This is a genomic window from Streptomyces genisteinicus, assembly GCF_014489615.1.
GTDB classification, from domain to species: domain Bacteria; phylum Actinomycetota; class Actinomycetes; order Streptomycetales; family Streptomycetaceae; genus Streptomyces; species Streptomyces genisteinicus.
The window spans coordinates 985,001-998,754 of record NZ_CP060825.1 but is presented as its reverse complement, the minus strand read 5'-3'; the positions used below and the strand labels follow the sequence as shown (position 1 = coordinate 998,754).

General features: G+C 74.2%; 11 protein-coding genes (1 of these 11 cut by a window edge). 7 read left to right on the top strand and 4 right to left on the bottom strand.

The genetic code is table 11. The features are described from left to right. The first annotated feature begins 419 nt into the window (after positions 1–419). From IAG43_RS04380 to IAG43_RS04365, 4 genes are read left to right on the top strand one after another with little or no spacing between them, the layout of a single operon-like run. Positions 420–3,338, top strand: coding sequence for a sensor histidine kinase (locus IAG43_RS04380; RefSeq protein WP_187739440.1), 2,919 nt, complete (start codon positions 420–422; stop codon positions 3,336–3,338). Further along, entirely contained in the window at positions 3,335–3,778 is a 444-nt protein-coding gene (locus IAG43_RS04375; protein WP_187739439.1) for a roadblock/LC7 domain-containing protein, read from the top strand. Before IAG43_RS04380 ends, IAG43_RS04375 begins: the two co-directional genes overlap by 4 nt. Positions 3,779–3,786: 8 nt before the next feature. Next, on the top strand, positions 3,787–4,191 hold the full coding sequence (locus IAG43_RS04370; RefSeq protein ID WP_187739438.1) for a DUF742 domain-containing protein: 405 nt from the start codon (positions 3,787–3,789) through the stop codon (positions 4,189–4,191). Then, complete coding sequence (locus IAG43_RS04365) at positions 4,172–4,780, top strand: GTP-binding protein (protein ID WP_187739437.1); 609 nt, start codon at positions 4,172–4,174, stop codon at positions 4,778–4,780. Before IAG43_RS04370 ends, IAG43_RS04365 begins: the two co-directional genes overlap by 20 nt. Positions 4,781–4,991: 211 nt before the next feature. Here the strand turns inward: IAG43_RS04365 and IAG43_RS04360 are convergent, their stop codons facing one another. After that, the gene (locus IAG43_RS04360) at positions 4,992–5,339 is read right to left on the bottom strand and encodes an Mpo1-like protein (RefSeq protein WP_187739436.1); all 348 of its coding nucleotides are present in this window, start codon (positions 5,337–5,339) and stop codon (positions 4,992–4,994) included. Positions 5,340–5,370: 31 nt separating this feature from the next. Then, positions 5,371–6,183, bottom strand: coding sequence for a M15 family metallopeptidase (locus tag IAG43_RS04355; RefSeq protein ID WP_187739435.1), 813 nt, complete (start codon positions 6,181–6,183; stop codon positions 5,371–5,373). 66 nt (positions 6,184–6,249) lie between these two features. Here IAG43_RS04355 and IAG43_RS04350 point away from each other — a divergent pair, with 66 nt between their 5' ends. Further along, the gene (locus IAG43_RS04350; protein ID WP_187744290.1) at positions 6,250–6,765 is read left to right on the top strand and encodes an NUDIX domain-containing protein; all 516 of its coding nucleotides are present in this window, start codon (positions 6,250–6,252) and stop codon (positions 6,763–6,765) included. Between the two features lie 58 nt (positions 6,766–6,823). Here the strand turns inward: IAG43_RS04350 and IAG43_RS04345 are convergent, their stop codons facing one another. Beyond that, positions 6,824–9,172 carry a glycoside hydrolase family 31 protein gene (locus IAG43_RS04345; RefSeq protein ID WP_187739434.1) on the bottom strand — a complete coding sequence of 783 codons (2,349 nt, stop codon included), beginning with the start codon at positions 9,170–9,172 and terminating at the stop codon, positions 6,824–6,826. A 229-nt stretch (positions 9,173–9,401) separates the two neighbouring features. On the opposite strand from IAG43_RS04345, the gene IAG43_RS04340 reads away from it, so the two are divergent. Both IAG43_RS04340 and IAG43_RS04335 read left to right on the top strand, forming a co-directional pair. Beyond that, positions 9,402–11,378 (top strand): acetoacetate--CoA ligase, encoded by a 1,977-nt coding sequence (locus IAG43_RS04340; protein ID WP_187739433.1) that lies wholly within the window; start codon positions 9,402–9,404, stop codon positions 11,376–11,378. A gap of 112 nt (positions 11,379–11,490) precedes the next feature. Then, on the top strand, positions 11,491–12,399 hold the full coding sequence (locus IAG43_RS04335) for a hypothetical protein (RefSeq protein WP_187739432.1): 909 nt from the start codon (positions 11,491–11,493) through the stop codon (positions 12,397–12,399). A gap of 100 nt (positions 12,400–12,499) precedes the next feature. Here the strand turns inward: IAG43_RS04335 and ptsP are convergent, their stop codons facing one another. Next, a protein-coding gene (ptsP, locus tag IAG43_RS04330) for a phosphoenolpyruvate--protein phosphotransferase (protein ID WP_187739431.1) crosses the window boundary here: on the bottom strand, positions 12,500–13,754 show its 3' portion. 416 nt of this gene lie beyond the right edge of the window; the window shows 1,255 of its 1,671 coding nt (coding positions 417–1,671); its start codon lies off the right edge, out of view — the gene reads right to left on this strand; its stop codon occupies positions 12,500–12,502.

Sequence of the window (13,754 nt, the reverse complement as noted above, 5' to 3'; positions counted from 1 at the left end):
AGGCTGTGGCCGTCCGGAGCGACGACCCGGCCGGACCGAATGCCCGGCCAGGAGCGAATCCCCGGCCGGACGGGACCGAATCCCGGCCGGACCGGACCGAATGCCCGCCTGCACTGAACCGGCGTGGCTTCCCCTACGTATTGACGAGTGACGCCGTGTGAAGATTCCCCCGGGTTTGCGGAAGCCGAAGACTTCCGGCCAACTGCGCGCGTCCGGTATGCGGTGAGCGATCGCGGCTCGGGCGTGCAATCGCGAACGCCAACTCCGTGAATAGCGGGACATCCCGGGATCGGGCTCCTCCCGGAAGGCCGAAAATCGTCCCGGACGTGTCTTCGGGTTGTCACTCCTCCAGTAGTAGGCTCACGCCGTTTGCTGACGGAACACCCGCCGCGCCGGGCCGGGTTGAGCAGGGGGAGGCCATGCGCTTTCGCGGGAAGTCGATCCGCCGGAAGATCGTGGCGCTGCTGCTTGTGCCCCTGGTGTCGCTCACCGCGCTCTGGGGATTCGCGACGGTCCTCACCGGCCGCGAGGCCGGTCAGCTGCTGGACGCCACCGCCGTCGCGGAGAACGTCGGCACACCCGTCGAGGACATGACCGTGCTGCTCCAGGAGGAGCGCCGGCAGACCCTGGTCTACCTCGCCGACCGCCGCGCCTCGGACGCCGTGCCCGCCCTGCGCACCCGCCGTGACGCCACCGACGCGGCCGTCGCCGAAATCCGCGCCGCCGCCGCGCGGCAGTCCGTGCGCGACGACATGACCGGCCAGACGTCCCGGCAGCTCACCGCGGTGCTCGACGCGCTGGACGGGATAGCCGCCCTGCGCCGGTCCGTCGACGGCAACACCGTCTCCCGGGCCGAGGCCCTGACGTTCTACAACGGCCTCGTCGACCCCTCCTACACCTTCCTCGCGACCGTCCGCGCCCTGAACGACCCCGAGATGGAGCGCCAGGGCCGCGCCATCCTCGGCCTCCTGCGCGCCCGCGAGATGCTCGCCCGCGAGGACGCCCTCGTCGCCTCCGCACTCACCACCCGCAAGGTGACCGCTCCGGAGATCCGGGCGATCGGCGACCTGGTGGCGCAGCGCAAGCTCCACTACGAGGTGAACCTCGAGAACCTGCCCGGCAGGGAACGGGAGATCGTCAAGACCTACTGGCGCAGCCCCGAGACCGCTCCGCTGCGCGCCGCCGAGGAGCGGATCATCGCCGCGGGCCCGGACACGGGGCTGCCGTCCGCCGAGCTCGAACGGTGGGAGGAAGCCGCCACTCCGGTCCTCGACGACCTCTCCCGGGAAGCGGTCGAGGCGGGCGACCGCTACCACGACCGCATCGAACCCGCCGCCTACGGCGTCTTCGTCCGCGCCGGCGTGGCCGGAGTGCTCGGCTTCCTCGCCCTCCTCGTCTCCGTCATCGTGTCCGTCCGCATCGGCAGGGATCTGGTGCGCGACCTCTCCCGGCTGCGCAAGGAGGCGCACGAGGTGTCCGGCGTCCGCCTGCCGAGCGTGATGCGCCGCCTGGCGGCGGGCGAGCACGTCGACGTGGAGACCGAGGCCCCCAGGCTGGAGTACGACCAGGACGAGATCGGCCAGGCCGGGCAGGCCCTGAACACCCTTCAGCGTGCCGCCGTCGAGGCCGCCGTGCGCCAGGCCGACATGCGGCGCGGCGTCTCCGAGGTCTTCGTCAACCTCGCCCGGCGCAACCAGGTCCTCCTCCACCGGCAGCTCACCCTGCTCGACACCATGGAACGCCGCACCGAGGACACCGAGGAACTCGCCGACCTGTTCCGGCTGGACCACCTCACCACCCGCATGCGGCGCCACGCCGAAGGCCTCGTCATCCTCTCCGGCGCGGCCCCCTCGCGGCAGTGGCGCAAGCCGATCCAGCTGATGGACGTCGTGCGCGCGGCCGTCGCCGAGGTCGAGGACTACGAACGCATCGAGGTCCGCCGGCTGCCGCGGATCGGCGTCGGCGGTCCCGCCGTAGCCGACCTCACCCACCTGATCGCCGAACTCCTGGAGAACGCCACGGTGTTCTCGCCGCCCCACACCGGGGTGCAGGTGCACGGCGAGCGGGTCGCCAACGGCTTCACCCTGGAGATCCACGACCGGGGTCTCGGCATGACCCCGGACGCGCTCCTCGACGCCAACCTGCGGCTCGCCGAGACACCCGAGTTCGAACTCTCCGACACCGACCGGCTCGGACTCTTCGTCGTCAGCCGGCTCGCCCAGCGCCAGAACGTCAGGGTCTCGCTCCAGCAGTCCCCGTACGGAGGCACCACGGCCGTCGTGTTCATCCCGGCGGCCCTGCTCACCGAGGCTCCCGAGACACAGGGCACCGGCTTCCGGCTCGACCGCAAGAGCGACAGCGCCGCCGGACGACGCGAGCAGAGCAGGCTCGCGCTCTCCCAGGTCCCGCCGGGACCGGCCGCGGCCGCCCTGCTCGACGGCCCCGTCGAGCTGGAGGCGCCCCTCGGCCCCGAGGACCGGGGCCGCGCACGGGAGACCGGTGCCGCGGCGGAACCGGGTCCCGGGACCGGCACTCCCGCCGGACTCGGGGACATCGACGACACCGAGAGCGCACGGGGCGGCATCTTCCGCGCCCGCTCGCTCCCGCGCGACGGCGACCACGGCGCCCACCGGCAGCCCGGGCCCGCCGCCACGCCACCGCTCGGCCCGGTACCCCTGCCCCGCCGCCGTCCGCCGACGCTCGTCGCCGACCACGGCCGGCGGATCGACGACCGGGGTGCCGAGGGACGGCACCACCCGCACTCCGAGCAGGACGACGCCGCTCCGGAACCGTCCCGCGCCGGACGCGGGACCGCGCACCCGCTGCCCCCGGCCGCCCCCGGGTCCGGCCCGGTGCTGCCGGCACGCCCTGTGGACGGCCGGGAACGGGTGCGCCCGTTCGCCGCGGTCCCGCCTGCCGGACGGCCCCCGGCGCAGGGTCCCGCGGCCCCGGGCCCCTTCGCCGCGCCCGCCGACGGCGCGCACGCGGCCGGCGGCGTCCACGCCGCACCCGGCGACGGCGCGACGGCATCCGGTGCCGCCCCCGCCGCCGACGGCCCGGCGACGATCGGCGGCCTGCCCCGCCGCGTCCGCCAGGCGAGCCTCGTCCCGCAGCTGCGCGGCACCGCGGACGCCGAGCCCACCCCCGAACCCGCCGCGGCGCGCGGCGAGGAGCGGGACGCCGAAGAGGTCCGCGCCCGCATGGCGTCGATGCAGCGGGGCTGGCAGCGCGGCCGCAGACAGAACGCAGACGAGTCCGGGGCCGCCCCCGGTACCGACCGCACCTCCGGCCCACGCCGGACCGCACCAGGAACGACATCTGAGGGGGACGGTCGATGACCGCACCGCACGCCGCAGCAAGCGCACACGCCGCCGTCCGGGGTTCCGGGGAGCTGAACTGGCTCCTCGACGAACTCGTCGAGCGCGTCGCCAGCATCCGCAAGGCGCTGGTGCTCTCCAGCGACGGCCTGGCCACCGGAACCTCCCGCGACCTCACCCGTGAGGACGGCGAGCACCTCGCCGCCGTCGCCTCCGGATTCCACAGCCTCGCCAAGGGCGTCGGCCGCCACTTCGACGCCGGACGCGTCCGGCAGACGGTGGTCGAGCTCGACGAGGCGTTCCTCTTCGTGACCGCCGCCGGCGACGGAAGCTGCCTGGCCGTGCTCGCGGACTCCGACTCCGATGTGGGCCAGGTCGCCTACGAGATGACGCTCATGGTCAAGCGGGTCGGCGCCCACCTCGTCACGGCACCCCGGACCGGACCGGCCGCCGGAGGGTGACGGCAGCCATGAGTGACTCCGCCGGAAGAGCTCACACGCCGCACCACTGGATCGACGCGGATGCCGGTCCGGTGGTCCGCCCCTACGCCATGACCCGCGGCCGGACCGGGCACGACAGCCGGCTGCGGCTGGACCTGATCGCCCTGGTGGTCCCCGACGCGGCGACCGGCGACCCCGGTCACGACCAGACGCTCTCGCCCGAACACGTCGAGATCGTCGAACGCTGCGGCGACACACCGCAGTCCATCGCCGAACTCGCCGCCGGACTCGACCTGCCCGTCGGCGTGGTCCGGGTCCTGGTCGGCGACCTCGTGGACGACGCGCTCGTCCACGTGACCCGTCCCGTCCCCCCGGCCGAGCTGCCGGACGTGAGCATTCTGCGCGAGGTGATCAATGGCCTTCGGGCGCTTTAGCCGCCGGTCCGCCGCGGCGGCCGAGCCGGTGACCTTGAAGGTCCTGGTGGCGGGTGGTTTCGGCGTGGGCAAGACCACGCTGGTCGGCGCGGTGAGCGAGATCCGCCCGCTGCGCACCGAGGAGTCCCTCAGCGAGGTGGGCCGCCCCGTCGACGACGTCTCGGGCGTGGAGGGCAAGACGACCACCACGGTCGCCATGGACTTCGGGCGGATCACCCTGCGCGAGGACCTGATCCTCTATCTGTTCGGCACGCCGGGCCAGGACCGGTTCTGGTTCCTGTGGGACGAGCTCGCGCAGGGCGCGCTGGGGGCGGTGGTCCTCGCCGACACCCGCCGTCTGGAGGACTGCTTCGCCGCCGTCGACTACTTCGAACGCCGGGGCATCCCCTTCGCCGTGGCCGTCAACTGCTTCGAGGGAACGGACCGCTTCCCCCCGGAGACGGTGAGGGCGGCGCTGGACCTGGACGAGGCGGTGCCGCTTCTGGTGGGCGACGCGCGTGACCGCGAGTCGGTCAAGCAGATCCTGGTCGCCGTCGTCGAACACGCCCTCGCACGCGTCGACCAGGCCAGGGAACCGGTCGCCACCTGAACCGACACCCCCTGAGCCGGTCACCATCTGAACCGACACCCCCTGAGCCGGTCACGCGCGATCCGGGCCGGCCGGTCACCACCCGGCCCGGTCCGCCCGGTCGCCGCCCGGCCGGTCCGGACCGTGCGTCCGGCGGCACGCGGTCCGTACCCCCACCGACCGGGGTACGGACCGCGCGTTCCCGGAGCCCCTCCGCTGCTGCGGCGGGGTCTCAGCCGTTCTCGGCGAGCCACTTCCCGGCGATCTCGGCGAGCTCCGCGTCCCGGCCCGCCAGCATCATCCGGATCATCTGCGCGTCGCCGCGCAGCGACCACGCCGGATGCCCGAAGGTCGCCGGATTGTTCTTCTCTATCAGGAAGTGCGCGGGCCACGCCGTGCCGTAGCCGATCAGCGGCAGGGCGGCCGCGTACCGCAGCCGCCCGCGCGCCAACCCGTAGGCGGTGATCGCGAGCCCCGTCAGGGTGCCCGTCAGATGCACCCAGCGGGTGGCGGCCCGCGAGTGCATCGCGACGTAGTAGGGCCAGAATTCTTCGTAGGAATCGAACGTGCGCTGCGTCATGACCGCACGGTAACCCCGCTCCGAGCCTGCGTCAGCCCCCATGCCCCCGCAGCGACCGCTCCGTCACCGGGAAGTCGAAGTACGTGTCGGGGAAGACCTCGGGCCGGTACGTGAAGTGCCACCACTCCTCCGGGAGGTTCACGAAGCCCTCCGCGGCCAGCACCCCCCGCAGCAGCTGCCGGTTGGCCCGCTGGACGCCGGTGACGCGCGGGTCGTCCGTGTGCGAGAGGGTGTCGAAGCAGTCGTACCCGGTGCCCATGTCCACGGAGTTGTCCGGGAACCGCTCCTCCTGCGGCGCATGGCAGGCGGCCAGTGGCTCGCCCGGCACATACGGTCGCGCCGGGGCCGCCGGCAGCCGTACGAGGGTGAGGTCGACGGTGCTGCCCCGGCTGTGTCCGGACTTCTCCGCGATGTAACCGTCGGCGAACAGCCGCGACTTCTCGACCCGCGGATAGAACTCCGCCTTCATCCGCTCGTCGGAGAGGTCCTTCGCCCACTCCACGAAGTGGTCGACAGCCCGCTGCGGCCGGTAGCAGTCGTACACCTTCAGCGAGTACCCCTGCCGCAGCAGCGTCCGCTGGGCCCGCGCCAGGGCCTGGGCCGCGGGACGGGTCAGGATGCACAGCGGGCGCCGGTAGCCGTCGACGGGCACACCGACGAAGTTGTGCGGCCCCGTGTACCGGATCTCGTGCAGGATCGTCGGCGCCACGGCACGCAGGTCGGCGAACTCCCGCGGAGCCTTCGGTTCCGGCTTCGCCTGCGCGGGCGACGGGACGGATGCGGCGGCGATCAGACAGGCGGCCACCGCCGCCACCCGCCGTAATGCGGTTCCCAGTCGTGTCATGGGCCCACGGTCTACCAGGAACAGGCCCGCCGTGAAAGGGAGATCGGATACAGTCCGCCCGTGTCCATGGACTCCTACTGCGGCAACTGCGGAGCGCCCTGGGGCGCCGGCGCCGGCTGGCCCCGCACCTGCGCGTCCTGCGGCCTCACCGCGTACCGCAACCCCCTGCCGGTCGCCGTCGCGCTGCTGCCCGTCCGCGACCGCGACCGGACCGGACTCGTGGTCGTCACCCGCGCCATCCAGCCGGCCCTCGGCGGGACCGCCCTGCCCGGTGGTTTCGTCGACCACGCCGAGGACTGGCGCCGGGCGGTGGTCCGCGAACTGGCCGAGGAGACCGGCATCCGCGCCGAGGCGGGCGACGTACGGCTCGCCGACGCGCTGAGCTCGCCGGGCGGGCACCTGCTGCTGTTCGGACTCCTGCCCGAGCGGCCCCTGGGCGACCTGCCGCCCTCGCGGCCCACCGACGAGACCGACGGCTGGCACCTGCTCGACGCACCGGCGACGCTCGCGTTCCCTCTGCACACCGTCGCGGCAGGACGCTGGTTCGCCGGCGACTACGCCGCGGCCCTCGCCGCTCCCTGAGGGAGCCACACTCCCGAGGGCGGCGTGCCCGGGCAACGTCACCGACAGGGGAGGCCGCTCACGCCGCCCCGCGGGGCCGACCACGCACCCGCAGCCCCTTGGTGACGGGCACCCGGTCCTCGCCCGCCCAGCGCTCGACGACCACCCGGCCGCCGTCCCAGCCGCTCGCGTACCGCTCGATCTCCGGCTCCGCCCAGCCGTCACCGCTGTCGCGGACCACCAGCCCGCCGCCCTTGCGCCCCGGCGCCGGAGCCCACACCTCCAGCTCCACCGCGCCGTCCGCACCCCGCACGGCGAACACCGTCCCGGCCCTCGCAAGCACCGGGATCCGCTCCGGCGGCGCGTCCGGCGTCACGGTCCCCGGCCCCTCGAACACCCGTTCCGTCGCCGTGTCGTACCAGCGCCCACGCGGCAGCCGCACCGACCGGCGCACCGCCCCCGGCTCCAGCACCGGAGCCACCAGCAGCGAGTCGCCCAGCAGGAAGGCGTCCTCGCAGTCCCGCAGCGCACGGTCCTCCGGACACCCCCACCACAGCGGACGGACCATCGGCGCACCGGTCAGCCGGGACAGATGCGCCAGGGACACCAGGTACGGACGGAGACGTTCCCGCTCACGCAGGGCCGCCGCCACCGCGTCCGCGTACGGCCCGGCGGCCTCCGGCCCACCGGCCGTGAGCAGCAGCGGCAGATACGCGCCCAGCTGGACGCCCCGCAGCGACAGCTCCGCAGAGTGCTCACCGTCCGCCCCGCCGAGCCCATCCGGAGCCGTCGCGGTGCGCGCCCCCGCGAGGGGCACGCCGCTCAGACCGAGGCCCAGCACCAGCGAGAGGGCGGCACGCAGTCCCGGCCAGCCCTCCGGCACCTCGTCGCACCAGGCCCCGCCGTACCGCTGCATGCCCGCCCAGCCCGAACGCGAGACGACGAACGGCCGCTCGGCCGGACGGCACCCGCGCAGCCCGTCCCAGGCGGCCCGCGCCATCGCCGTCCCGGCGACGTTGTGCGCCTCCCGGCCGTCCCCGCCCCGGCCCTCCAGCACCCGGGGCGTCACCGGAGGCAGCCCGCCCGCCGCCGCGAGCCCCCGCCCCTCCGGCTCGTGCCACACACCCGAGAAGCCCTGGGCCACCAGGTCCTCGTACCACTCCGCCCACCACGCACGGGCCCGCGGATCCGTGAAGTCCGGGTGCACCCGGCCGGCCCCGCCGCTCCCGCCTCCGCTCCGCAGCTCCCCGCCGTCCGCGTCCCTGAGGAACACCCCGGCTGCCGCCCCGCCGGCGTAGACCGCGCCCTCCGGCCGCACGCCCACCGCCGGGTCCACCACCCGCACCAGCCGCACATCGTCCTCGGCCAGGTCCTTGGCGAGGGCCGGCAGCGCCGGGAAGAGGCCTCCGTCCAGCGCGAACGGCTCCCCGCCGTCCGACGGGCCGCCCAGGTGCACCGCGGACAGCGGCACGCTCCGCTCCCGGCTCTCCTCCGCCAGTTCCCGCACCCGGCGCTCGTCCGCGGCCGTCCCGCCCGCGTGGTGACGGCCGAGCGCCCACGACGGCGGCAGCGCCGGAGCACCCGTGAGCTGGGCGTATCCGCTCAGCACCCGGGCCGGCGAACCCACCACCACCCAACTGCGCAGCGGCCCGCCGTCCATCCGCATCTCGATCGTCCCCGGCCGGTCGTGCCCGGAGCCGGCGCCCTCCTGCCCCTCCCGGACCGTGACCCTGCCACCCCACGTGGTGTCGTGGAACACCAGATGGGTCCCCGCGTCGGCCACCACGGTCTGCACCGGCATCGAGATCGGCGGGGCACCCTCCACCGCCCCCGGACCCGCCGCGCCGCCGTTCCACAACCGGTACGCCGTCTCCCGCAGCCGCACACCGGACGCCCGGCCGCCCAGCCCGAAGACCCGCGCGTCCGGCGGCACCTCGCTGCGCAGCGACCAGCGCGCCGGACCGCCCGCCACCGGCTCCCACCAGCGCGGCGGCAGATCCCGGCGCAGCACCACCCCGCCCGGCGTCCGTATCTCCACCCCGCCGTGCCGGCTCACCTCGACCGTCACCCGCTCGGACACCACCCGCCAGCCGCCGTCCTTGTCGGGCTCGATCCCGGCCCGCGGATCGGGCTCCGGCGGCTCACCGGCCAGACCGTAGGAGGGCGCCGGCTCCGCCCCGTCCCATCCGCAGAAGACGGCACCGCCCACCGCCACCACGATCCGCAGCTCCGAGCGAGCGAAGCGGACCACTCCGCCGCCCGGCAGCGGCCGCGCCTCGCACGCCGCACCCGGCACCCTCGCCCGCTCCGGGCCGCGCTCCGGCGGCTGCGCCCCGGCACCACGGCTCCGCCGCGCCGCGCGCGCCTCCCTCATGCCCCGCAACGGGCCGAAACTCTTCACCGAGCGCACCAGGTCACGACCGTTCATGGCACTCACCCTGCCACCGGCCCGCCGCGCCGCGGGCGCTGTTCAACTGCCGTTCACCCGTGGTCGGAGCACATGTCCGCCGCGCCGACCAGGGACGGGAAGCCCTGGTGCGCAGGACGATCACATGGCATCGTCCCTGTCAGCCCGCGTCCGCGCACACCCCGTTCGTCCGCGGGCCGCGCAGACACCGCGCACCCACCGCAGAGAGAGACAGCCCGGGAGCCGCCCCATGACCTCAGCAGCGAACCCTGCCCCGCTCTGGCAGCCAGACTCCGACCGCATCGCCGCCGCCCGGGTGACCCGCTTCCAGGCCTGGGCCGCCGAGCGCCACGGAGCACCGGCCGACGGCGGCTACGCGGCGCTGCACCGCTGGTCCGTGGCCGAACTCGAGACCTTCTGGGGCGCCGTCGCGGAGTGGTTCGACATCCGGTTCGCCACTCCCTTCACCCGGGTCCTGGGCGACAGGTCCATGCCGGGCGCGCAGTGGTTCCCCGGCGCCTCACTGAACTACGCCGAGCACGCCCTGCGCACCGCCGACGACCCGGCGCGGGCGCACGAACCCGCCCTGCTCCACGTGGACGAGACCCACGAACCGGCCCCGGTCAGCTGGAGCGAGCTGCGCCGCCAGGTCGGCGCGCTCGCCGCCGAACTCCGCGCGCTCGGCGTACGCCCCGGCGACCGGGTCAGCGGCTACCTCCCGAACATCCCCGAAGCGGTCACCGCGCTCCTCGCCACCGCGGCCGTCGGCGCGGTGTGGACCTCCTGCGCTCCCGACTTCGGCGCGCGCAGCGTCCTCGACCGCTTCCAGCAGGTCGAGCCGGTCGTCCTCTTCACCGTCGACGGCTACCGGTACGGGGGCAAGGAGCACGACCGCACACGCACCGTGGCGGAACTCCGCGGCGAACTTCCCTCGCTGCGGGCCGTCGTCCACATCCCGCTCCTCGGCACACCCGCCCCCGAGGGAGCCCTCGACTGGTCGGCGGTGACCACCGGGGACGCCGAGCCCGTCTACGAGCACGTCCCCTTCGACCACCCGCTGTGGGTCCTGTACTCCTCCGGCACCACCGGCCTGCCCAAGGCCATCGTCCAGTCCCAGGGCGGCATCCTCCTGGAGCACTACAAGCAGCTCGGCCTCCACTGCGACCTCGGACCCGGCGACCGCTTCTTCTGGTACACCTCCACCGGCTGGATGATGTGGAACTTCCTCGTCTCCGGCCTGCTGACCGGCACCACGGTCGTCCTCTACGACGGCAGCCCCGGCCACCCCACCACCGGCGCCCAGTGGAAGATCGCCGAGGCCACCGGCGCCACCCTCTTCGGCACCTCCGCCGCCTACGTGATGGCCTGCGCCAAGGCGGACGTGCACCCGGCCCGCGACTACGACCTCTCCCGGATCGGCTGCGTCGCCACCACCGGCTCCCCGCTTCCGCCCGACGGCTTCCGCTGGCTCCACGACGAGGTCGCCGACGACCTCTGGATCGCCTCCGTCAGCGGCGGCACCGACGTGTGCAGCTGCTTCGCCGGCGCCGTCCCCACCCTCCCCGTCCACATCGGCGAGCTCCAGGCCGCCTGCCTCGGCACCGACCTGCAGGCATGGGACCCCGACGGCAAGCCCCTCGTCGGCGAAGTCGGCGAGCTCGTGGTCACCAACCCCATGCCCTCCATGCCGATCCGCTTCTGGAACGACCCCGACGGCAGCCGCTACCACGACAGCTACTTCGACGTGTACCCCGGCGTCTGGCGCCACGGCGACTGGATCACGATCACCCCCACCGGCTCCGTCGTCATCCACGGGCGGTCCGACTCGACCCTCAACCGCCAGGGCGTACGGATGGGGTCCGCCGACATCTACGAAGCCGTCGAACGGCTCCCGGAGATCCGGGAGTCGCTCGTCATCGGAGTCGAGCAGCCGGACGGCGGCTACTGGATGCCCCTCTTCGTCCACCTCGCCGAAGGCGCCGAACTCGACGACGGCCTCCGCGACCGCATCAGGCGCACCATCCGCGAACAGCTCTCCCCGCGCCACGTCCCCGACGAGATCATCGAGGTCCCGGGCGTTCCCCACACCCTCACCGGCAAGCGCATCGAGGTCCCGGTGAAACGCCTCCTCCAGGGCACCCCGCTCGCCAAGGCCGTCAACCCGGGATCGGTCGACAACCTCGAACTCCTCCGCCTCTACGAGGACATCGCCCGCAGCCGCGCCTGACCCGCGGCACCCGGGCCCGCGCAGCCGGCGCGGGCCCGGCCCTCGGGCCCCACTGTCAGACCCCTCACCTAACGTGAGTGATCAGTGACACACGGCATTCAAGGGGGACCCCATGACCCACACCGGCCCGACCACCCGGCCCGGCGGCGACGCGGCGATCCGGCGCGTCCTGCGCCGCGAAGTCCCGGCCACCCTCGGCATCCTGGCCGACCCGCGCGACTTCCGCGCCATGCGCCGCTACCGCAGCTTCACCCACCACGACCACGACGCCTACCTGCGCCACTCCGACCGGCTGCTGCGCGCCCTCGCCTCCCAGCACCTGCACACCACGGTCGCCCTCTTCGATCCGGACGAGTACGCCGACTACTGCTCCGACACCGGACTGGACGCCGACAGCCCCGCGTCGAGAAGCCGCTTCACCGCCGAACTCGCGCGCCGCGGTCCCGTCGTGCCCTGCACCGGCGAACCCCTCGCGGACCTCCTGCCCCACCTCGTCGAGACGACCGTCCGCCGCGCCACCCGGCACTACGCGACCGTGCTCCTCACCGGACTCGGCACCTGTGCGGACTGCGGCGAGGACATCGGCAGCGCTTCCTTCGACCGCGCCTCCCGCATCCTGATGCGCCTCCTCGAGGTGGCCGGCCCCGGCACCCACCACCTCGTGTGCAGCGTCCCGGCACCCGACGAGCACCTCCTCGCCGTCCTCCACGCCGAGGGCGAGACCACCGCGGCCGCGACGGTCGACGCGGACGAGAGCGCCGAGTTCGTGACCGTCCTGGCCGCCGGTATCGCCCTGCGGACCCGAGGAGGCGTCGTCCTGCGCACCTCCAGGCCGGGCGCCCCGGACTACCTCCACGGCTGGCGGCTCGACCGGGGGCGCCTCCTCCCGCTCACCGCGGGGGAGGTCTTCAGCGCCTACTGCACCGACGCGACCACCGGCGACCCGCTCCCGCCCGAGCCCGGAGTCGAATACTGCGCGGGCTTCCCCGTCACCACGACCGATTCCGACGACCACCACTGACACCCCGTCCCGTCCTGCCCCGACCGGACCGACGACGGAGGAGAAAGGGAAGAGGGCCTCCCGCCACCGGCGGAAAGCCCTCTTCACCCACGGCCCGGCATCACTCGCCGGACAGCACCGCCTGCGCGGCCGACCGCGCCTCGTCGGCGGTGTCGGCCGCACGTGCCGCGGCCGCGGCACGCTCGCACTGCGCCAGCGTGTACTTCGCGAGCGTGGCCCGCACGTAAGGGATGGACGCCGCGCCCATGGACAGCGACGTCACACCGAGCCCCGTCAGCACACAGGCCAGCACCGGATCGGAGGCGGCCTCACCACAGACGCCACAGCTCTTGCCCTCGGCCTTCGCCGCCTCGGCGGAGAGCGCCACGAGGTCCAGCAGCGCCGGCTGCCACGGGTCCTGGAGCCGGGACACCGCGCCCACCTGCCGGTCCGCGGCGAACGTGTACTGCGCCAGGTCGTTCGTCCCCAGGGAGAGGAACTCGACCTCCTGGAGGATCGAACGTGCCCGCAGCGCGGCGGAGGGGATCTCCACCATCGCCCCGAACTTCGCCTCCAGCCCGGCGTCCCGGCACGCGTCGGCGAACGCCTTGGCGTCGGTGCGGTCGGCCACCATCGGAGCCATGACCTCGAGATAGACGGGCAGCCCGCGGGCCGCCTTCGCCAGCGCCGTCAGCTGGGTCCGCAGCACCTCGGGGTGATCGAGCAGCGAGCGCAGCCCGCGTACGCCGAGTGCGGGGTTGGGCTCGTCGGCGGGGGTCAGGAAGTCCAGCGGCTTGTCCGCACCGGCGTCGAGCACCCGCACCACCACGCGCCCCTCCGGGAACGCCTCCAGCACCTGGCGGTACGCCTCGACCTGCTTCTCCTCGGAAGGCGCGTGGCTGCTGTCGTCGAGGAAGAGGAACTCGGTACGGAAGAGGCCGACACCCTCTGCCCCGGCGTCGACCGCCGCAGGGATGTCGCCGGGCCCGCCCACGTTGGCGAGCAGGGGCACCTTGTGCCCGTCGGAGGTGGCGCCCGGACCGGTGGACGCGGCCAGCGCCGCCTTCCGCTCGGCCGCCGCGCGCTCCATCGCGGACCGCTTCTCCGCCGTCGGCTCCACGAAGATCTCACCTGTGCTGCCGTCGACCGCGATCAGCGTGCCCTCGGCCAGTTCCCCCGCACCGGGCAGGGCGACGACCGCGGGCACCCCGAGGGCCCGCGCCAGGATGGCGCTGTGGCTGGTCGGCCCGCCCTCCTCGGTCACGAATCCGAGGACCAGCGACGGGTCGAGCAGCGCGGTGTCGGCCGGCGCCAGGTCACGGGCGATGAGCACATAGGGCTCGTCACTGTCGGGGACGCCCGGCATCGGCACGCCG

Coding starts and splice junctions, on each gene's coding strand:
- IAG43_RS04380 (WP_187739440.1), top strand. CDS start 420: ATGCGCTTTCGCGGGAAGTCGATCCGCCGGAAGATCGTGGCGCTGCTG.
- IAG43_RS04375 (WP_187739439.1), top strand. CDS start 3,335: ATGACCGCACCGCACGCCGCAGCAAGCGCACACGCCGCCGTCCGGGGT.
- IAG43_RS04370 (WP_187739438.1), top strand. CDS start 3,787: ATGAGTGACTCCGCCGGAAGAGCTCACACGCCGCACCACTGGATCGAC.
- IAG43_RS04365 (WP_187739437.1), top strand. CDS start 4,172: ATGGCCTTCGGGCGCTTTAGCCGCCGGTCCGCCGCGGCGGCCGAGCCG.
- IAG43_RS04360 (WP_187739436.1), bottom strand. CDS start 5,339: ATGACGCAGCGCACGTTCGATTCCTACGAAGAATTCTGGCCCTACTAC.
- IAG43_RS04355 (WP_187739435.1), bottom strand. CDS start 6,183: ATGACACGACTGGGAACCGCATTACGGCGGGTGGCGGCGGTGGCCGCC.
- IAG43_RS04350 (WP_187744290.1), top strand. CDS start 6,250: ATGGACTCCTACTGCGGCAACTGCGGAGCGCCCTGGGGCGCCGGCGCC.
- IAG43_RS04345 (WP_187739434.1), bottom strand. CDS start 9,172: ATGAACGGTCGTGACCTGGTGCGCTCGGTGAAGAGTTTCGGCCCGTTG.
- IAG43_RS04340 (WP_187739433.1), top strand. CDS start 9,402: ATGACCTCAGCAGCGAACCCTGCCCCGCTCTGGCAGCCAGACTCCGAC.
- IAG43_RS04335 (WP_187739432.1), top strand. CDS start 11,491: ATGACCCACACCGGCCCGACCACCCGGCCCGGCGGCGACGCGGCGATC.